Source organism: Geomicrobium sp. JCM 19039 (assembly GCF_000698145.1).
Taxonomy (GTDB): Bacteria; Bacillota; Bacilli; order Bacillales; family Marinococcaceae; genus Geomicrobium_A.
Map to the genome: position 1 here is coordinate 17,356 of NZ_BAXB01000023.1, position 19,467 is coordinate 36,822.

24 protein-coding genes are annotated in these 19,467 nt (G+C 43.9%); 14 read left to right on the forward strand and 10 right to left on the reverse strand.

Features of this window, described 5'->3' with window-relative positions; all coding sequences use genetic code 11:
- Positions 1–576: 576 nt before the first annotated feature.
- Positions 577–756, forward strand: coding sequence for a hypothetical protein (locus JCM19039_RS23950; RefSeq protein ID WP_152550251.1), 180 nt, complete (start codon positions 577–579; stop codon positions 754–756).
- A 37-nt stretch (positions 757–793) separates the two neighbouring features.
- Here JCM19039_RS23950 and JCM19039_RS17315 read toward each other — a convergent pair whose 3' ends face one another.
- The 4 genes from JCM19039_RS17315 to JCM19039_RS17325 form a co-directional block, all read right to left on the reverse strand.
- Complete coding sequence (locus tag JCM19039_RS17315) at positions 794–1,300, reverse strand: sigma-70 family RNA polymerase sigma factor (RefSeq protein ID WP_042429534.1); 507 nt, start codon at positions 1,298–1,300, stop codon at positions 794–796.
- 184 nt (positions 1,301–1,484) lie between these two features.
- Entirely contained in the window at positions 1,485–2,231 is a 747-nt protein-coding gene (locus JCM19039_RS17320; RefSeq protein WP_042429537.1) for an SDR family NAD(P)-dependent oxidoreductase, read from the reverse strand.
- Between the two features lie 285 nt (positions 2,232–2,516).
- Positions 2,517–2,675, reverse strand: a complete 159-nt coding sequence (locus JCM19039_RS24555; protein ID WP_193744276.1) for a hypothetical protein — start codon at positions 2,673–2,675, stop codon at positions 2,517–2,519.
- A 2-nt stretch (positions 2,676–2,677) separates the two neighbouring features.
- Entirely contained in the window at positions 2,678–3,769 is a 1,092-nt protein-coding gene (locus tag JCM19039_RS17325; RefSeq protein WP_042429539.1) for a hypothetical protein, read from the reverse strand.
- Between the two features lie 319 nt (positions 3,770–4,088).
- On the opposite strand from JCM19039_RS17325, the gene JCM19039_RS17330 reads away from it, so the two are divergent.
- A complete protein-coding gene (locus JCM19039_RS17330) occupies positions 4,089–4,538 on the forward strand; it encodes a hypothetical protein (protein WP_042429540.1) in 450 nt (149 codons plus the stop codon).
- A 911-nt stretch (positions 4,539–5,449) separates the two neighbouring features.
- On the opposite strand, the gene JCM19039_RS17340 is transcribed toward JCM19039_RS17330, so the two are convergent.
- The 3 genes from JCM19039_RS17340 to JCM19039_RS17345 form a co-directional block, all read right to left on the reverse strand.
- Positions 5,450–6,454 (reverse strand): hypothetical protein, encoded by a 1,005-nt coding sequence (locus JCM19039_RS17340; protein ID WP_042429545.1) that lies wholly within the window; start codon positions 6,452–6,454, stop codon positions 5,450–5,452.
- A 551-nt stretch (positions 6,455–7,005) separates the two neighbouring features.
- A complete protein-coding gene (locus tag JCM19039_RS26715; protein ID WP_255343694.1) occupies positions 7,006–7,134 on the reverse strand; it encodes a hypothetical protein in 129 nt (42 codons plus the stop codon).
- Between the two features lie 2 nt (positions 7,135–7,136).
- The gene (locus JCM19039_RS17345; RefSeq protein WP_042429548.1) at positions 7,137–8,213 is read right to left on the reverse strand and encodes a hypothetical protein; all 1,077 of its coding nucleotides are present in this window, start codon (positions 8,211–8,213) and stop codon (positions 7,137–7,139) included.
- 189 nt (positions 8,214–8,402) lie between these two features.
- Between JCM19039_RS17345 and JCM19039_RS28165 the strand changes: the two genes are divergently transcribed.
- The 9 genes from JCM19039_RS28165 to JCM19039_RS17385 all read left to right on the forward strand — a co-directional run bounded on the left by JCM19039_RS28165 (position 8,403) and on the right by JCM19039_RS17385 (position 14,148).
- Positions 8,403–8,573, forward strand: coding sequence for a zinc-ribbon domain-containing protein (locus JCM19039_RS28165; RefSeq protein ID WP_081834588.1), 171 nt, complete (start codon positions 8,403–8,405; stop codon positions 8,571–8,573).
- Entirely contained in the window at positions 8,570–9,088 is a 519-nt protein-coding gene (locus tag JCM19039_RS17355; RefSeq protein WP_081834589.1) for a hypothetical protein, read from the forward strand. Before JCM19039_RS28165 ends, JCM19039_RS17355 begins: the two co-directional genes overlap by 4 nt.
- Complete coding sequence (locus JCM19039_RS17360; RefSeq protein WP_152550252.1) at positions 9,088–9,759, forward strand: hypothetical protein; 672 nt, start codon at positions 9,088–9,090, stop codon at positions 9,757–9,759. The genes JCM19039_RS17355 and JCM19039_RS17360 overlap by 1 nt, the downstream gene beginning before the upstream one ends.
- Before the next feature lie 12 nt (positions 9,760–9,771).
- Positions 9,772–10,035 carry a zinc ribbon domain-containing protein gene (locus tag JCM19039_RS28170; protein WP_373975971.1) on the forward strand — a complete coding sequence of 88 codons (264 nt, stop codon included), beginning with the start codon at positions 9,772–9,774 and terminating at the stop codon, positions 10,033–10,035.
- Positions 10,026–10,448: an inclusion membrane protein IncE gene (gene incE, locus JCM19039_RS17365; RefSeq protein ID WP_152550253.1), complete on the forward strand. Its 423-nt coding sequence runs from the start codon at positions 10,026–10,028 to the stop codon at positions 10,446–10,448. The genes JCM19039_RS28170 and incE overlap by 10 nt, the downstream gene beginning before the upstream one ends.
- A gap of 31 nt (positions 10,449–10,479) precedes the next feature.
- Positions 10,480–10,785 (forward strand): hypothetical protein, encoded by a 306-nt coding sequence (locus JCM19039_RS17370; protein WP_152550254.1) that lies wholly within the window; start codon positions 10,480–10,482, stop codon positions 10,783–10,785.
- A 38-nt stretch (positions 10,786–10,823) separates the two neighbouring features.
- Positions 10,824–11,471: a hypothetical protein gene (locus JCM19039_RS17375; protein WP_042429563.1), complete on the forward strand. Its 648-nt coding sequence runs from the start codon at positions 10,824–10,826 to the stop codon at positions 11,469–11,471.
- A 344-nt stretch (positions 11,472–11,815) separates the two neighbouring features.
- Complete coding sequence (locus tag JCM19039_RS17380; RefSeq protein WP_042429567.1) at positions 11,816–12,649, forward strand: flagellin; 834 nt, start codon at positions 11,816–11,818, stop codon at positions 12,647–12,649.
- Positions 12,650–12,771: 122 nt separating this feature from the next.
- Positions 12,772–14,148, forward strand: coding sequence for a YheC/YheD family protein (locus JCM19039_RS17385; RefSeq protein ID WP_042429570.1), 1,377 nt, complete (start codon positions 12,772–12,774; stop codon positions 14,146–14,148).
- Between the two features lie 882 nt (positions 14,149–15,030).
- On the opposite strand, the gene JCM19039_RS17390 is transcribed toward JCM19039_RS17385, so the two are convergent.
- The 3 genes from JCM19039_RS17390 to JCM19039_RS25910 are packed head-to-tail and all read right to left on the reverse strand — an operon-like array spanning position 15,031 to position 17,107.
- The gene (locus tag JCM19039_RS17390) at positions 15,031–16,002 is read right to left on the reverse strand and encodes a sugar phosphate isomerase/epimerase (protein ID WP_042429573.1); all 972 of its coding nucleotides are present in this window, start codon (positions 16,000–16,002) and stop codon (positions 15,031–15,033) included.
- On the reverse strand, positions 15,999–16,709 hold the full coding sequence (locus tag JCM19039_RS25905; RefSeq protein WP_052398899.1) for a Gfo/Idh/MocA family protein: 711 nt from the start codon (positions 16,707–16,709) through the stop codon (positions 15,999–16,001). Before JCM19039_RS25905 ends, JCM19039_RS17390 begins: the two co-directional genes overlap by 4 nt.
- A 17-nt stretch (positions 16,710–16,726) precedes the next feature.
- A complete protein-coding gene (locus JCM19039_RS25910) occupies positions 16,727–17,107 on the reverse strand; it encodes a Gfo/Idh/MocA family protein (protein ID WP_052398900.1) in 381 nt (126 codons plus the stop codon).
- A 178-nt stretch (positions 17,108–17,285) separates the two neighbouring features.
- On the opposite strand from JCM19039_RS25910, the gene JCM19039_RS17400 reads away from it, so the two are divergent.
- The 3 genes from JCM19039_RS17400 to JCM19039_RS26720 all read left to right on the forward strand — a co-directional run bounded on the left by JCM19039_RS17400 (position 17,286) and on the right by JCM19039_RS26720 (position 19,458).
- Complete coding sequence (locus JCM19039_RS17400; protein ID WP_042429577.1) at positions 17,286–18,284, forward strand: LacI family DNA-binding transcriptional regulator; 999 nt, start codon at positions 17,286–17,288, stop codon at positions 18,282–18,284.
- A gap of 71 nt (positions 18,285–18,355) precedes the next feature.
- Complete coding sequence (locus JCM19039_RS17405) at positions 18,356–19,114, forward strand: sugar phosphate isomerase/epimerase (protein WP_042429580.1); 759 nt, start codon at positions 18,356–18,358, stop codon at positions 19,112–19,114.
- Complete coding sequence (locus tag JCM19039_RS26720; RefSeq protein WP_052398901.1) at positions 19,111–19,458, forward strand: extracellular solute-binding protein; 348 nt, start codon at positions 19,111–19,113, stop codon at positions 19,456–19,458. Before JCM19039_RS17405 ends, JCM19039_RS26720 begins: the two co-directional genes overlap by 4 nt.
- Positions 19,459–19,467: the final 9 nt, after the last annotated feature.

A 19,467-nucleotide genomic window follows, 5' to 3' on the forward strand; every position in this document is an offset into this window, starting at 1 on the left:
ATTCGTTTCGGTTATCAAGAACCTTAAAAAGTGATGGAGTTTTTTCTGAGTTGCGGGTCTTTGAACTTGGAATGTAAAAATGTTTCCGAAAGATCACCGATTGGCATCAGATTCACTCATATGTGGCCGTTTTGCCTCTTTCTGATTCCAATCGATCGACATCTCGTTCCAAACATCCATTTATGGCATCAGATTCAGCACTTTGAAGAAATTGATCGGCAATCTCGTTCCAAAGCGATGTTCATTGAGCCGCACTCCGTACCCGACCCCCGAGTTGAAAACCCAAACCATCTGTCGGTACCGCTGAGACCGACAGGTCGTAAGATGTTAGGATTAGTCCAATCTGCGCGCAAGTATTTCGAAATGAGCGGTAAAATCGCTAAACAGAGCAAACATGATCGCAGAAAGTGTAAACTAGCGCGCACAATGCGAACCACGCTCCTTAGTAGCTTTTGAGACAAAAAAGGATCGTAGAATTTCTTAAGCAGAGCGGATGGAACGGAAGTTTGATGCAGTGACACCATCAAGAACTAGTGAACTCGCTTACAAATCGATTTTACGTCGTTCAAGGAAACAGTGTCGACAGGTGCGTTTACTTGGGCAATTGCTCTAACGCCAACTTTAAACCGGGGGTTTGTCACCAATCGTACGAGCCAAACCGTGTCAATGATTGATCTGACAACGGATGAAGTGCTCGCTGACATCTCGGTAGACGGAACGCCGATAAACATCACCGCACTAGAATTTATATGTTAAATAAGAGGATGCCCTTTTCCGGGCATCCTCTTTTACTTTAAAGCTCGAAAGTCAGCGCTCTCAACTTCTTTAATGCACGTTTACGCCAATCTTTTACTGCATCTACCGTAACTTTGTGTTTTTCCGCAATCATCCTTGGCGGCAAGTCGTTCACGCTGTGCTCTACGACCCAAATGCTTTCTTTTTCACTTAAGTGAGGAAGAATCTGTTGTAACCATTCATCATCATTCTTTTCGTCGACGTGGCCAAAATCATCGTCATGCTCCCCAAACTCAGTCGGTTGATGTCGGTTCGTGTAGGTTGATTCTTTTGTTAGATGCGTCAACATTTCATGTTTTACGCAAAGTTTGGCATACGCCGGAAAAGGTCCCCGTGCTGCGTCGTGTGTTTCGTATGCTTTCCATAAACCGATATACCCGATTTGCATAAACTCCTCGTGGTTTTGGTAGATCTGAAGTCGGTGCAACGTAGCTTTAATCAGTCTGGTGTAGTGCTCATAAACAACCTCGAAAGTGAACTGTTGACGGATCGATTCGTTTGACACTGAAAAACAACCTTTCAGTGACGGATCCGCCCCGATAGATTTCTCGAGATAAGACCATTATACCTTCGTATATGAAAAAAGTCTCTTTATTTATATAAAAATAAGAATAATTAGTTAGTTTTTGTAGTACTTAGCTCTGTCATAAAAAAACTGACCTGTTTTCAGGTCAGCCAATTGGGATTTGTTACGCTGAAATTCCACCATCAACGGGGATCGTGACCCCTGTAATGTAATCTGCACCGTCGCAAAATAAAAACAGCACGCTATTTGCGATGTCTTCCATTTTTCCGAGTCTGCCCATCGGGATGGATGCGGCAATTTCGTCTTGTGTTTCAGGGTCAATATTACGAATCATCGGTGTGTCCACACTGCCGGGTGCTACGGCATTAATGTTGATGTTGTCTGCGGCATACTCAAGCGCGGCTGATTTTGTAAAACCGATGACTCCGTGTTTTGATGCGGAGTATGAACTCATGCCCTTTGTGCCATCTAAACCAGCACCTGAAGCTGTGCTCACAATCTTACCACCGCCGGCTTTGACCATTTCAGCAAGAACATATTTCATGCCGTACATCGCGCCGAGCAGATTGATTTCAATCGTTTTCTGGATCTGTTCAATTGGCTGTTCGGCAAGATTGGCAGTGTCTCCTACAATGCCAGCATTGTTGAAAAATAAATCGATTTTTCCGTACATCTCTATTGTTTTATCCACATAATTCTTCACATCATCAGCGGACGTAACATCTGCTCGTATGAAGGTGGCGGTCCCGTTGTTGTTAATAATTTCTTCAACCGTTTCTTTGCCACCGTCTTCAACAATATCAACCGCTACGATGGATGCACCTTGCGCTGCGAGCTTCGCGGCCACCGTTCGCCCCATACCGCTTGATGCACCTGTAACGACCGCTACTTTATCCTTAAAATCACTCATCCAATCACTCTTTCCATATAGTAGTTAGTGACTATATAACCTTATTTTCAGAAAATGAAACAATCGATTTTCAAAAGAGGGTTAAAGTTTTGGAAATATAGTGGAATGGTGGGGTGACGACATGTGGATAAACTTATCCACATAAAAATCAAAGGCTAACACCCGCTCCCTCGGAGGTGGCGGGGCAAGTGTCCCTTCAATCGCTACAATGGAAGTATTACGCCGGACTCGCTAAAAATATAAAACCCCCTGATGATTATCATCAGGGGGTGGGGGGAGTGTGGATCATGTTTTACCGTCAGCTTTAGACATGACGCCAATTTCAATTTCAGGGCCGTACGTTTTACCGTCGGCTTTAGAGTTTGTACCGAAGTCGCCGCCGGATGCACCGACGCCAATCGTTAATACTGCCGCGAGTGAAACCGTCAAAAATAGTTTCTTCATATTTATTCAACTCCAATTGAATTTTGTTTTATGCGGAGCTCATTCGCAATTTTTAAATAGTGTAAAGCATACTGAAAATTTCCATTATCTTCTAGGATTTCGGCAATTTGTTCAGCTGCTTCTGTGGCCTCGAAATATAGCTCATATTCAATCAACTGGTTGATACCTTGCTCTACCTTTGATAGTTGCATTTCTTTGTCGTAGAGTCCACGCGTAATCAGATTCAAAGAAGAGAATTCAACCATCTCGTATTTGTTTGTTTCTTGTTCTGCTTCTTCTAATAGCTCAAAGCCCTTTGAATCACCGGTTCTCAGCAAAAGGTTTGCTAGGTTTGTCTTCGTCTTCGTGCCGATGAGGGTTTCGTATTGATTTCCGGTATACAGCGATTCAAACAGCAGTTCTTTTGCTGCAACAAGTTCGCCATGCCGTTCTTTGTGCAACCCGTACGCCCGTAATACGAGCGATAGTGTATACTCGTCTAGCTCACGATTATTCAAGCAAAAGTTGAAAAGCTCTTCAGCCTTCTCATAATGCTTAAGTTCCGAATATATGGCTGCTTGCAAATAGTTGCATGTATGCACACGATCTTGATGCTGACTACTGACAGAAAAAAGTTCCTTCGCTTGCTCGAAGTAGGCGTTTGCATGCATATATTGGTTCACACGATAGAAACCTTCACCTAACAAATAGTAGAATTCTGCTCGCTCTAGGTCACTGACGTGATCTAGATGACGTTCAGCCTGCTGGTAGTTTCGTAGTGCCAACAAATAGTGTTCCTGATAGAACTGCAGTCTACCTTCCATATGATGATACAAATATTTAAGCACGTTATCGGTATCAGCAATGGATTCGTCAACGATTGCTTTGTCTTGGCCTAACGGTCGATGGAGAATCTCTTCTGTTAGAATCTTGTGACGAAAATCGACGAGTTGATAGTACGTTTGCACCTTCTTGTCGGGAATTACATGTCTGCGCAATTCCTCCGTGTACGTTTTCTTCTGTTTTGCCTCGGCAATGTCGTGCCGAACGATCGCGTTGTACCACTCGCCAATCGCCCCGACGAGCATGTCCGTGGATGCAGCTGTTTCGGTCATCAATAACCTCCCATCTAGCAATCCTCGATCTTGCTGTGTGTCGAGTATACAAAATTGTGTCGAAGAATGCTATATTATCTGATTAATAAAAATATTATTTCCGAAAAACTGACAAGAGTCGCCGGCATTCGTCAAATTCTTACAGGGATCTTGTAAATATGTGAAAATTTAACATATGTCGTAAAAGTTATCAACTATAGAAAACAATAGAGTCTAGGTTATCATAGCAAAAAATTCACCGCTCGTCACTTAACGTGACTCGGTCTTCTAACAAGCCGTGCGTGCATACGATTATGAGGGATAGGAAAGGAGATGACGCATGAGGAAATGGATCGCTTTCTTACTCTTATTATTAATTGCCGGGTGCTCCGGTGGCGATGATGAAGTGAAAGGTGTGGCAGAGACGTATTACGAGCGAATGCTCGCGGAAGATTACGCAGGCGTGCACGATATGATCCACGACGATTTCCTCGAATTCATCGGCTTGGAAGACAAACAAGAATTCCAGGAATATTTCTCCGGTGGGGACATGTTCGCCTCACAATTCGATGTAGTCGATGTGATCTCAATGGAAGAAACCATTTTGTCGTCCGCGTACGAAACGTCGAACTTCTCAGCAGGCGTTGCCGAGCATGACGACATTTATTTGGCACGAGTTGAATTGTTGTACGAAGAAGACGGCGCACTCTACCCAGGTGTCGACGATGTGCTGCTCGTAAATGGAGACGGGGAGTGGCAAGTGTTGGTTGTGTTTAGTATGTTTCATTAAGGTGTTTGGCGAGGGTGGGTGCGTTTAAACGCAGAGAAAACGATCATTAGAAGGTGAAATAAAGATATTCATTTATAACTGCATCAAAACGCCATTCGCTAGGTTTAAGAAATTCTACAATCCCTTTTCGTCACAAAGTACAATGAAGCATCGTCATGAGTCATGGCGAAGACCGATCGGTTTATCTTCGGCACCGGGGGTGCGGATGGTTGCTAGCATTTAAGGTTGGAATTTGGTATAGGATGAACGCTCATAGGTTAGCTAGTGTCGGGTGAACTGCGGTGTTCTAAAGCGATCTAGATCGTTTCGGGGGTGGTCTATATAGAATGAATTTAAGATTTTCCTGATTTGCGCTGTTGGTTGTTGGGCTGGAGGAGTAGCGCAGTGCTGGGTGCCATTTTGCGCGCTAGTTTACACGTTCTGCGCGCAAGTTTGACTAGATAAACGATTTCAGCGCTCATTCCGCTCTACTTGCGCGCAGTTTGTTCCAACTGGAGCGCAGATTCACTGTCCATAAGCGAGCAATCTGTGGGCCCCAGAGGGGCCGAAGCCAAATCGAACTCGGTTCGGCGCGGCTCGCGCCGACAACATGTTGGTACCCCGGGGCGGGGATGTCCACGTGACCTTGTAAACTGTTACCGAGTTTATGAGAATTTTCCGCATTTCCTGCGATTTTTCCCAACTCGAGCACAGTTTCCACTTTGCCAAACCTACCATTGGTTCTTGAAGAAATTATTTAGTTGAACTTATATAGATCAACAATCTCCTAATCATTCCCAAAAACAAGCAACCGTCAGCACTTCAGGTGCTGAAAACAATGAAAAACGATCTAGATCGTTTCTGGGGTGATCTAGATCGCGATATCCCAGTATATTCCATGTGTTCGCGAGCGCGTAATCCGAAAATCACCCTTATTTCTGCGACCGCCCGCGCTGCTTAAGCGTAAGTGTCTCCGCAATGGTCCACACCCGTGCGTCCTGGCCTTTTCCGATGCGCTCGTCCAACTCTTTGAGGCGGGCGATGCGGCTGTGCGCGAGCATGAGTAACAGAACAGCGACATAAGCGAAGGTCATGTGATAGATGCTAAAGGCCATCGCTTCGCTAAAGCCAAGCAGTTGCAACGTGTCTGTCGCCAAGCGATCGGTCCGGTAACTGCCGCCTAAAACGAGCACGACACCGGGCGAGAAAGCGGCGAGGTAAACGAGCCAGAATTTACTTCGGACACGCAAATAAAAGTGTTCAAACAACGAGCGTCGTCCCCAATGAATGAGCACTAAGCTGATCATATATATAGCGATGATGCCGGTGATCACCCCTGGTTGCTCGCTGAAATTTGCGATTGCCATTAAAAGAAGTAGGGCACATACGAAGTGCATGTTGGCGACGATAAATGTTGTTCGCCAGCGAACGAGCATGACTTTGTCTGTTACCGCCCCGTAAATCCCCCAAACGGCCAAAACGCTCAATAGGCCTAACCATACGTACGTGACTGCCTCGCCTGCGAATTCAGGCACGACAACGACACCAACGATAAAAGGCAAAACCGGGGCGAGGGCGCCAATAGCTTTTGTGGCTGCCTGCTGTTTTTCCGATTGGGTACGCCACCGCTTCGGATTCACGACGAGAAAAGCGACGCCTGTAACGATCATCGCGCCGGCAACGAGCATGAAGACGAGTCGATCTTCAGGATCGCTTGTACCGATGATAAGTGCAAATCCACCAACGAGAAAGGGGAGCGATCCCCAGCGGAGCGGTGTAAAAAACGTTTTTCGGACGAACCCCGTCACGACCCCGATTCCGATGATCAAAAGAACGAAGCCGATTTCCGCAAACGTCACATCGCCGGCGGCGATGATGCCTAGCCCCCCGACAACTCCGAGCAAGATGATCAAACTGCCTATGACTTTTCGGATCATCCGGCAAGCCCTCCGATCATCATGAACAGGATGTACAAGGGGGCGGCGAACAGGATAAATGAAAAGATCAGTTTTCGGCCGCGCGCGCGGGTGACGTGGAAATCATACGTGTTTGTATACGCGTCTTCAGGCAGACGGTGGGTTTCGTCGCAATACGGGCACGCCCACTCCGCGGTGTCTCGGTCTTCGAACCTGTCGATCAAGTTGCCGTGTGCGTGACAGTTTCCGCACATGGCGTGATGAAAAGTATTACTGCACGTTGAGCAGCGAAGCCGATGGACGTGGCGCTCGTTCACATTGTAGGGCGTGTCGAACGTTCCGCGAGCGTTGCATGTCGGGCAAAAACTAGGAACCGAGTATGTAGGTGGCATGGAAACACTCCAATAGTTTTAATTCTAGTAAACCATGATAGCGGAGGGATTCCAAGGGGGTAAGGGCAGGAAGTATTGGGGTGCTGGATCCAGGGTTAAGGATAACAAAGCGAGAGGCGTCCTGCGCCAAAAGAGGCACAAAGTCCTCCAAGCTATGTTCTTAGCTCGGAGGACTACTGCTTACCTCGAACCATCTGCTTTATCAAGTGGCTGAATCATATCTGCAGCAAGAATGCTTGATTGAATGTCATTTGCTACAAAAAGGGCAACTGCGACCGCTGCTGTAATTACGAATGATAAACGTTTCATGATTAATCGACCCCTACTGTTTGATGGTTAATACGAAATGTATTCGCTTGTTTCATATACTCATACGCTAGCTCAAATCGATTTTTTTGCTCATAAAAATCAGCGTTTTCTTCGCACACTTCAGTGGCTTCAAAGAACAGTTCATTGACCTTTAACATTTCTATCGCATCATTGACTTTTTCTTTATTTCTCTCAACATATAAGCCTCTCGTTGACATGCAACGTGCGATATACTCTGTTAGACCGTAATCATTCGCTAATTTTTCACTTTCCTCTAACCAATCTGTCCCTATATCACCCCTTCCAATTCGGAAATATAGGTTGGCAAGGTTGCATTTGGTTTTAATGCTAATGATTTTTAGGTCGTGTTTTGGTAAAGCTTTCTCTAGTAAAGCAATGGCTTCTTCAAATCTTTTTTCTCTTATTCTGTGCAAGGCGATGGCTCGGAACACAAGAGACTGAATGCCTTCAGGTTTATGCTGACTAACCTCTAGGCAACGATCATAATAACGTTCTGCGTCTTTAAAAAGGTATAATTCCGAATGAATAGCACCTGTAAATATTAAGCTTGAAACAATCCGGTAATTCATGCGGAACTTTTCATATAAACAGATGGACTTCTCAAGGTAGGCAAGGGCTATCGTGTATTGATTGATTCGATAATAGGCCTCGCCAACACGTTGAAAAAACTCGCCTTTTTCTTCATCTTTTACACAATCAAGATGCTTTTCAGCAATTAAAAAGAAATGAATGGCTCGCTTGTATCGGCCACTATAATATTCATACTGCCCTTCCATATATGCATACAAATACCGGAGTATTTGATCCGTTTCGTCGATAGAATCCTGAAATACCCCTGTTTGCTGGGAAGGGGCTTGCAGTGACGCTTCGGTCATGACCCGATACCGGAAGTCGATCAACCGGTAGTAGGTTTTCGTCTTTTCATCGGTGCTCATATGCTGCATGAGAAAGTCGGCTTCTTCTTTTTGCTTGTGTGCCAGCGGCATATCCAATTCAACCATCGCCATATACCAATTACTGAGAACTTTCTGAAAATCGATAATAGTGCTTGCCTCCACCATTCCTCCTCCTTCAAAATCGGCCTCAATTACCATTTCTAGACAAATTTCGAGATTCCTCTAACTTTTTTAAAATTTTTCGTTTATTCTGTCGTTATTTCAAAAAAAGTAGGATAGAACTATAAAAAATATCAAAATCCATTCGAATATAAAGACAATAAGACTATAAAAAGGAAGGGATTATGACTTTTGTTCTGTGAATCTTGTGGGTCTAGTTTAGAAACAGATGTTAAGTTTTGCGCAGAATGTGGCACACGAATACATAAAAACGTGGCGAAGCCGTCGATTAAGTTCTCAAAGCCATCCAAGAAGCAGTCCGTCATACTCGCTAGCGCGGCCGTTGTCGTCGCGTCGGTGTGAGCTCCGTCTATATTCTCAAAGAGCTTCACTCCGTAGATCGTGCGGTCGCTGAATTTCAGGAGCTGTTGCACGAACAAGATCGTGCCGCATTGGCAGCAGCGGTCAAAAGTGAAGGGTTTGGCGAAGCGAGGCAGAAGGTCCTGCAGTTGTTGGACACCGATCCGGATCTTGCCTTCACCACTCATACAGCATTCGAGGATTATGTTGCGTTTTATGATACGGATGCGGCGTATGCAGAAAGTTCGACCGGTCTATTCACGATTGAACGAGAAGAGGGGATGTTGTTCACAGCATACTCGTTTGACGTGCCGAAGCTTACCTTTGAAGTTTCGGGGGATGCCGGGACCTTTGCTGATGTGAAAATTGGAGAAAGTGTAAGCGGGACGCTCGACGAAGATGGATACTTCTTCACGGAAGTGTATCCGGGGCTCTATGACGTGGTGCTTACGAATATGACCGATTATGCGGAATTGGAAGTGTCTGATGTTGCCTACGTAAAAGAAAGCGGCGGATGATGAGTCTTCATTTCGATGCGTCGCATGTTGAGCTGTATGATGAATGGTCCTCCTATGTGACGACACATCTCATCATTAATGATGAACAGACGCCGTTCACTATTCAGGACAGTCCATCGGCGGGTTTACTTCCAATGGATGGGAGCGTCACCGTGGCGGCGACCTATGAATTTCCTTGGGGTGCAATGACGTCCGAGGGTGTGAACGTCGATGGTTCTTATATCGATATTCCGCCGCCTGCATCCGCCATTGACGACGCCCAGTTTGAAGAACTCGCCACTTTGCTTCATGACTTTCATTTAGAGTCACGCGACGTTGTTGAGACGGAGGACCAACATCTGTTTACCGTCCCGATGCGCGACGAGCTCTTTAATGATCGGTATTTTCTCAATAAGTTCAGTGGATGGGCAAACGACGATCCATTGCCGTTCACCGTCACGTGGGTGTCCCCAGAGTCGGTCGACATTTCACGGATGAATGACGAGTTGACCGTGCGGGCAAGTGCCTTGTTCGGTCAAGCTGACACGGAGGACGCCGACCTGATTCCTGACGAGTATGCCGTGTTTGACGTCACATTTGTGTATGACGACGGCTGGACGATCCTGAACTTCTCGCTCGACCGTCACCGTTCCTACTTGTTTGAAGAATCCGCCACATTTATTGAAGCCTAAGGAGATGATCCGATGAACTGCCCAGCTTGTAACCACAACGTCAATCCCGCCGCCAAATTCTGCACCCAATGCGGTCAGCCGCTCACCGACGCCGTGCCTGTCGCAGCCGCAGCGCCTCCAGTGACCGCCACCTTAAAGGCGCACACAAGCGGTTATATCCAATCCGTCCGTGACGCCATCATCCGCCAAGTGCATTTCAACACGTGTCAGAAAGCAGATTCTACTTCGCTCTCATCAATATCCTACTATTCAGCTTGCTCGTACCCGTGGCCATGACGGTACTCATTAATCGAATTGCCTTTCTCCCCGTCGCCACGTTCCCGATCGTCAGCCGCATCTTTCTCGGGATCCTCATCATTCAGGCGCTGGCGCTCAGCGTCATTTGGATCGTCAACCGCGTGCAAGGTTCAACGGTCAACATTAAGACCATCGTGAGCGGCTACGGCATGTTCATTAGCATCAGTGTCGCCAGCGTCGTTGTCGCTCTCGTGATGAGCATAGTCGGAGTGCCAACGTTAACTTACCTGTTTATCGTGTTAGGCGTGCTCGTCGTCAATCTCGGCATCATCTTAACCGGCTACGCCTACCAAAAACAAATTGAGAGCCACGGTTTGATCCCTTGTACGGCGTCCTCGCCGTGCAAATCAGCATCATCCTCGGCGTCTATTGGATCGTTGAGAGTGCGGTAGCGGATGTTGTGGGCACTTTTGGGATGTTCTTATGAGAAAACAGATGATGATTGTTGGTACGCTTCTACTCACTGTAGCTTGTAGTGACGCTGAACCCGAAATGACAGCTTCCCAAGAGATCGTAGAAGACAAACCCATTGAAATAGAAGAAGAACAAATAGAGAAAGAAGATGAAGAAGAACACGCGGATGAAATCGATATAGAAGTGGAAGATAAAGCAGTTCGAGAGTTAGGGAAAGATGAGATTCGTACGGCCATAGACGAGTATCACTTCGGTCAGAACCGGGAACGTGAATTGCACCTGTTATATGTAGAGGAGCTCGAGTTGGAAGGCTAAATCAACCTCATCTGCTCGTCTATACATCTCCTGGACAAATGGATTCGTCAGATCTCTTCAACGTCGTTTATTCCGTAAATGAAGTTGAAGTAATTGCGTTCGAAGAAGGGGAAGTGATTCAAATCTATTCATCGAATAACCAACGAGACGTATCCCCTTTAGACGATCATTTCATCGTCAACAATGATGTTTTACTTTACACAGATGTCTTGCAAAGTGACTCCTATCACATTGTTGAAGTCTATACAGCCTTCTCGTCCACAGGTGCCATGAGTCACACAGCGTATCTTTATGGCATTCATGAATATGACCCAAGTACTCAAACGTTTGTATATCAACAATACGCACATACGTTTAACGACTGCCATGACACGTACACAACTGAGTGTGGACCAGACCGAGAGATGGAAGATGAATGGTCTGGAAATGAGCAGTATCAGTATTTAAACGATGTGTTTGTGAATGAAGGTGCCAAGCTTCACGAGAACTTACTGAAAGATGTCGATTCAGATAAAGACGTTCTCAATCTTTCCTACTATGTCGATGAGAACATTCAAACAAATTATGGCGTAGGTTTCCCTATCGATTCCATCGATAATGTTGACCAATTAGATATGGACTATTTCACAGGCGGAGCTTCCTGTATGGCGACCATTTGGATGCTAGTTATTTTTATAATGAAGTGAGTGAAACAATTAATGGATATATGATCGCTGATCCGAGCATCTCAATATTTGGGGCCCATATTGGCATGAACCTAGATGAATTAAACGAGCATTTTCCTCGAAATGCTCGTTCAGAAACATTCGAGTCAGAGACTTCCGGATATATTTATGTATATAACCTGCCAGACTTGAGAGTGACTTTCTGGCTGATGAATATGACGGTCCAGCGACGATGGCGACAATTATTTATCTCCCAGACAGATAAATTTTTATTTTTCTATTAAAAAACAAAGCCACATAGCCGATATAAAAAACAGGCACACAAGGACGTGGCCTGATACTTAAAACTCAAGGAGGAATTACACATGATTATCAACAACAACATGTCCGCAATGAACGCACACCGTCAAATGGGTGTGAACCAGAACAGTATGCAATCTTCAATGGAGAAACTATCTTCAGGACAACGCATTAACCGTGCAGGCGACGATGCAGCGGGCCTTTCAATCTCAGAGAAAATGAGAGCACAAATCCGTGGATTGGATCAAGCAAGCCGTAACGCACAAGATGGAATCTCTCTCATTCAAACAGCTGAAGGTGCATTGGATGAGACGCATAGCATTCTTCAACGTATGCGCGAACTCGCAGTTCAAGCATCAAACGATACAAATGACGCACCAGACCGCGAGGCTATTGGAAATGAGCTCGCTGAGCTTGGTAAAGAATTAGAAAGAATTATGGAAAATACAGAGTTTAACGAGAAGTCACTACTTAACGGTGAAGCTGGAGAAATTAATTTCCAAGTAGGGGCAAACAATGGTCAGGTTATGACTGTTGACTTTGGTACAGAAGGCATTGACCTTACGAGCATCGTTGGTGCTGTTGGTGAACTAGGTGCAGAGAGCGTGGCAACTCACGAAACAGCTACTGCATTAATTGAGACTCTTAATGATCAGATACAGCTAGTCTCTGACGGTCGTTCTATGCTAGGTGCATATCAAAACCGCCTTGAGCATACAATTAACAACTTGGACAACGCTTCTGAAAACCTACAAGCTGCAGAATCTCGTATCCGCGACGTAGACATGGCGCGTGAGATGATGGAGTTCACAAAGAACAATATCCTTTCCCAAGCTTCTCAATCTATGCTTGCGCAAGCGAACCAGTTGCCTCAAAGCGTACTTCAGTTATTACAATAATAGGTTCTTACAGCAACTCTTCATTTGAAGAGTTGCTGTGTTATGCATTATTAATGAGAAAAGGGAGTCAGTATTCACTGGCTCTTTTTTCTCATTGATGATTAGAACAAGGAGTGAGTAGTATGCAGCAACTTTCAGATAAAGTTATAACGCAAACGGTTAATATACTAGAAACAATTAATGAGTCTTTAAATATGTATCAACAAGCCTATCAAGATGAAGATATTCAGAAAATGATCGAATATTTAAGTGTTACAGTTGAAGGCTGGAATGCGATTGAACCTAGTGTCCGACAATTAAACACAATGGGTAAAGAGATAGAAAGGATACAATCAGACCTTCGAGGCATTGTTGAGTTTGCAGAAAATGGGAATATGATTAATGCATATCAAATTATCCAGTTTTCTCTTAATCATGAACTAGCTAATGTGAAAAATGGCCTCTATCAATACATAAGCTCAAATAAAGAAGAACTATTAGTAGGGGTGTACCTTCCTAACAACAATCCTCTTAAAGTTATGCCAGAGAATAGAATAAAAGCTCTCGTTGCAGAAGCCAAAAAAACGAATACAAAACTTATCTTTTTTTCAGATGAAGACGTTTTACTTGAACACAAGCAGGTCCATGCTTCTGTATGGAACATGGATTCAGAGCAAAAAGAAACGACACCGTTCCCAGACGTAATTGATAATATTGGGATGAGGGAATCACAAAGTGAAATTGAGAATGTGTTAAGGGATCAAGTCCCATTTATAAAGTTTGGCATAGGTAATAAATTGTTTTTGCCTATGGAATTAGTGAAAAGGAAATCTCCCTTTGCAAAGTATTTTATTCCATTTAAGTTAATAAATAATGAAGAAGTGGCGATAAACTTTATTTATGTGCAGAAAAAAGTAGTTATTAAGCCTATCGCAGGCAGACAAGGACAATCCATATATTTCGTCGATAAAATCAATAAACATTTTGTAGTTAAAGAACATAAGAAAAAGTATTCATTAATGGAAGAGCAGTTAAAAGATTTTATTGGGAAATTATTATTGGAAGGTAATTATATTGTACAAAAATATGTGAAAGCTCAAACAAAAAAGAAGTCCCCATTTGATATTCGCGCTCACGTACAGAAAAATGGTCACGGTAATTGGGTGTTAACAAAAATATATCCAAGAATAGGAAATAAAAAAAGCATACTTAGTAACATCAGTCGTGGTGGTCATACAGAGGAATTGTCGAATTTCCTTAGAAAAGAATTTATTAGCAATGCACATAATCTCGAGAATGAGTTAATTAATCTATCACTCAATCTGACGACACATATTGATCAAATCTACCGATCAGCAATTGACGAGTTGGGGTTAGATTTAACAATAGATGCCAATAAAAGAATTTGGGTACACGAAGTTAACCTCGCTCCACAGACGACTTTCCATGAAGAAGAGAGAGCAGTGAACACAATTGCTTACTCTCGATTTATTGCAAAGAATGGTATTGTTTTTAATTAAGAAATTTGGAATAAGTGGTCAGGTATGCTTATCAAAAATAGGAGTAGGGCATCCCCTACTCCTCCACCAATACTGGATACCAGCACACATTCAAATCCCCGTCGCCGAGGTCAATCACGTAGAAATCTCCCTCCATCTGCCTCTCCTCCTTGCCCTCAGTGTCGCCAACATACCAGACTTTTAATCTATGAAACTTCATGTTTAGGAAAGAAAGAAGAAGGGTAAAAAGAAGCACTCGGTTTTGGAGGGGATGACGAATTGACCCGTTCGTTCTATACAGTTTTCTTTTATTTTGTAATGATTACAGGAGTGATGGTCGTTTCCGTGTTCCTCATGTACATCGTTCTTTTAGGGTATAACTACATCCGCTGAGTGGCTCCGGCCGCCGGCTTTTTTTGTCGAGCGAAAGCGCCAGGTCTGGCGTTCTTGCCCGCCGGCAAGGCCTAACGACATGTCGTCCCCGCTGGGGCCGAAACGAAACCGGGCTGGGTTCGGCGCGGCCCGCGCCAATCTGCTCTCTATTTTAGGCTTTCTGCGCACAAGTTTGCCCTTTTAACGATATATCAGCCAAGTACAGAACTTACTATGGGAGAATCTTGCGCCTTTATGGCGCAATTTAACGTTTTAGAGCCGAAGTTTCACCTGTAAGCGCACCATACAACGTTCTATGAGCTGATTTGATAATGTCAAGAAATTGCGCGCATGCAAGGTAAGTCGCCTCTGGCTCTATGGATAGATGATGGCGCCTAGTTGAAGGGGTGTCGCTCCGAGGCCAGTCCTGAATGTGCGTGCAACCCCAACCCCTATCTATACTGGAGAGAGTAGAAGAATCGCAATGATCTGCAAGGCCATCCAATACCTTAATGGACATGAACGCCTTACTTATGCCCACCACATCTCGGTCGGTTTCTCTTGGAAACGTATGCGTTTTAGAAATTCTAAGGCGCGAGCAAGTCCTTCCTCTATAGAAGCATATTGGTCTTCGTGTTCAATCGATAATACACCAGTATAATTTACCATTGAAAGGGCACTGAGCATATTTTTCCACATGCTCTCACTCATTCCATACCCTACGGTTCGAAAGGTCCACGCACGCTCCAGTCCTCTACGATAATCCTTTGTGTCCAGCACGCCATTCACATTAATATTTGAACGATCGAGGTACGTATCTTTTGCATGAAAATGAAAGATGGCTTGCTCTGAACCTAAGTATTTTATGGCTACTACGGGATCAATGCCTTGCCAGATTAAATGACTAGGGTCAAAATTGGCGCCGATGTTCGTGCTGCCTGAGCGTTTTCTTAGTTCCATAAGCGTCTCCGGATTGTAGACAGCAAAGCCGGGGTGCATTTCAAGCGCAATCTTTACTCCATAATCTTCAGCGAACTTGGCTTGCTTCTTCCAATATGGAACGATGGAGTGTTCCCATTGCCATTCACGAATTTCAGCATACTCTGCAGGCCAAGCGCACGTAATCCAATTTGGGTGACGCGCGTTTTCGTGATCACCGGGACATCCGGAGAAGCAGTTGACTACTGATATTCCTAACTTTTTAGCAAGTAGTATTGTCTTTTCCAAGATCTCGTGGTGGGTGCTGGCAATAGTGGAATCAGGATGAATAGGGTTGCCTTGGCAGCTGAGTCCACTGATCTCTATATTGGCATCACGTAACTTGTTAAGAAGTTGTTCGCGTGCAGTCTCACTATTTAATAACTCATCTAGCTGACAATGAGCATCTCCTGGGAAGTTGCCAGTCCCTAGTTCGATTGCTTCAATTCCAAGGTTGCTTACTTTCTCAATCATTTCAGGGGTTGTGAGATTTTGAAAAAGGACGGTAAACAGACCGATTTTCATTTACGTTCCTCCTCATCATCATTTACGCGAACCCATTGCTCTTCTTCATGACTTCGCTTTATAGCCTCAACAATTTTCATAACGTAATGACCTTGTTCAAAAGTGGCATATTCTTTTTTTACTGTTGTGTCGTTAACCGATGAGTAAAAATTATCGAATAAGTTCTTCAGAGCATCTGGCCAACCTTCTTGATGTCCGCCTGGATAGTGAGCGAGATGTTGTGCCGGAGTGTTCAACAAAGATGCATCCTTAAGTAGCTCTGCGTTGGTTTCATTTCGTTTACCAATCCATAAGCGATTCGGTTTTTCTTGATTCCAGTAATACGAAGCGTCTGTTAAGGATAGCTCCATATCAAAATGATTTTTTCTTCCCGCGGTGACTTGAGAAATAACAAAGCTCGCTTTAAGTCCACTAGCAAATCGTAAAAGGATTAATCCAGCATCTTCGGTGGTGATTGGAATCATCTTTGAACCGTCGTAACGTTCTGGATGGACTGTGCTTAGGTCAGCGAATACACTGGTAATTTGATCTCCTGTAATGTGTTGCACGGTGTCAATCCAGTGGGAACCAATATCTGCAACCGCCCGAGATGAACCGTTTATGGAGACGTCGGAACGCCAATTGTAGTCACCTTCATAAAGCATCCAGTCTTGCATATAGCTGCCCCGAATCAGATGAGGTGCACCGTGTTCTTGATGATGTACCATATCTTTCATCTGCATCGTTAAAGGTAGAATCGGTAGTTAAAGCAAACTGCATTTGCGCATTTCATTTCTTGTGCAAGGTCGACAAGTTTCTGGGATTCGGATGTTGAAATTCCAAGTGGTTTTTCAGAGATTATACATTTGCGCTGTTCTAAGGCATATTCATTAATAGGGTAATGCATATGATTAGATGTACAATTATGAATTGCATCAATTTCATCATGAGCAATTAATTCATATGGATCAGTAAAGGCATATGCTATGTTATGTGTATTTGCAAAATGTTCAGCTCGGCTCAGCGTTTTAGACTGAACTGCTACTACTTCGACATAAGGCAAGCGTTTTAGCGCATCTACATGCGCGTTTGCCGAAAACCCCGTACCGATAATACCGACTCTCACTCGATCCACGCCCTTTCTGTAAACGTTTACAAAAAAGTGTATAGTATTTATTTGTAATTTTCAACATTTTTAATTGAAACCGTTGACATTATTGAGTGTGTTCTTTTATACTGACTGCAACCAATAGTAAAAGTAGATATCATTTATGTAAACCATTACATCAATAAGGGGCAAGATGATGACCACAATACGAGAGGTTGCAAAAGAGGCGGGCGTGTCTGTTGCAACAGTATCAAGGGTTATGCGAGAAACAGACAAGGTTTCTAAAGAGAAGCGTGAGCGTGTACTGGAAGCCATCGACCGACTAAACTATCAGCCGAACATGATTGCCCGCTTTTTGCGTACGTCCAAAACGAGAACGGTTTTGGTAGTGGTTCCAGACATTACGAATCCTTTCTTCTCAAATGTTTTAACGGGCATTCAAAACTACGCGAATCAAACCGGGTATCATGTCTTGTTGTTTAATGCAGTAAATATTCGCAACCAGAACCATGAATTGATGGAGATGTTAGGCCAAAAGCAAGTTGATGGAATTATCATGTTAACGTCTCAAGTTGAAAAGAGCCTACTGGAAAAAATGAACGAAGCCTACAACCTTGTGCTTGCCTGTGAATATATAGATGGAATTGACGTTCCAACTGTTGCAATTGATAACATTAGCAGCTCACGAAAAATGACGAATCATCTCATTCAAATTGGGTATAGAAAAATCGCTCACATTAGTGGCGAGTTGGATATCGTACTGAGTGTTGATCGCTTAAAAGGCTATAAGCAAGCGTTGTACGAAGCGAGCATGGACGTCCCGAATGCATACATACAAGAAGGGGATTTTTCTTACGAAGCAGGCTATAATTTAACCCTAAAGTTATTATCACTGGAAGAACCGCCAGATGCCATCTTTGCAGCTAGTGATGAAATGGCAATGGGTGCCGTTCAAGCAGCGCAGTCAAAAGGTATACAAATACCAGAAGATATCGCTATTGTGGGGTTTGATGATATAAAAATGGCTTCTATTTTCTCACCGGCTCTAACCACAATTGCTCAGCCGACGTTAAACATTGGCTCAAAAGCAATGGAACTTGCTATTAAACGAATGGAGGGGGAGGTTATAAATAAAAGTCAGTACATTTTAAATGATCATTTGATTGTTCGTAAATCCTGTGGTTATCATGTGTGAATTAGCTCAGTTAGTTGTAATCGATTACAAGAAAAAATGAAAGCGCTTACTAATGTAAAGGGAGGATTTTTATGATGAAGAAGCCTATTGCCATTCAGCTATACACGTTAAGAAATGAGTTTAACAATGATCTTGAACGACAACTATCAGCAGTTGGAAAAATGGGGTTTGACGGTGTTGAATTTGCAGGAGGTTACTGGGGCCATGACGTTAACGAAACGAAGAGACAGCTCTCGGATTTTGGATTAAGGGTAGCGGGTAGCCATGTTCCTTTCGACAAACTTAAGAACGAGATTGATAAGGTCATCGAAGATCAGAACACTTTGGGAAGCGCTCATATCATATGTCCAATTTTGCCTGAACAATATCGCAATTCCGTTGATGGGTATAAAGAAGCTGCTTCATATCTAAGTCAATTTGGCGAGAAATGCTCTAGTCACGATATTCAATTTAGTTACCATAACCACGCATTCGAGCTTGAAGTGATTGATAATATGTACCCTTTGGAAATCTTATTTGATGAAACAAGTCCACGACACGTGAAAGCGGAACTCGATGTATATTGGCTGAAGAAAGCAGGCGAGGAGCCGCTGGAGTGGTTGAAGAAATATAACAATCGTACACCATTAATCCATCTAAAAGATATGACTGCAAGCGATGGGGCTTTTGCCCCTTTAGGGACTGGTGGGGTGAACTTGGAGTCAATTATTGAATATGGGGAGCATGAAATGAATGCATTATCTTGGTGGGTTTTTGAGCAAGATCACTCAGAGCAACCGATTGCGGATGTAGAAAAAAGTATTAATTACCTGAAAGGAGAACGAAAATGAACAAAAAATTGACGCTAGGTCTAGGGTTTTTGATCCTTTGCTCTGCATGTGCACCTTCAGCCATTGACGAAGCACCAAATGAAGATGTTGATACGGATGGAACATCTACTCCAGATTCCGATGGGAACGAAAGTGGAGAAGTAGTTCTGAATTTTTGGCATATTGATCCCGGTGAAAAAGGGGCTGTTTATGAACGGGCGGTAGAACGGTTTGAGGAAAATCATCCGAATGCCCAAGTGAATGTACTGAGAATTCCGAATGATGATTACAAGCAACGGATGGTCGTTGCTATGTCTGGTGGGGATCCCCTGATGTTTTTCATAGTTGGGGAGGAAGCTGGTTAAATGAGTTTG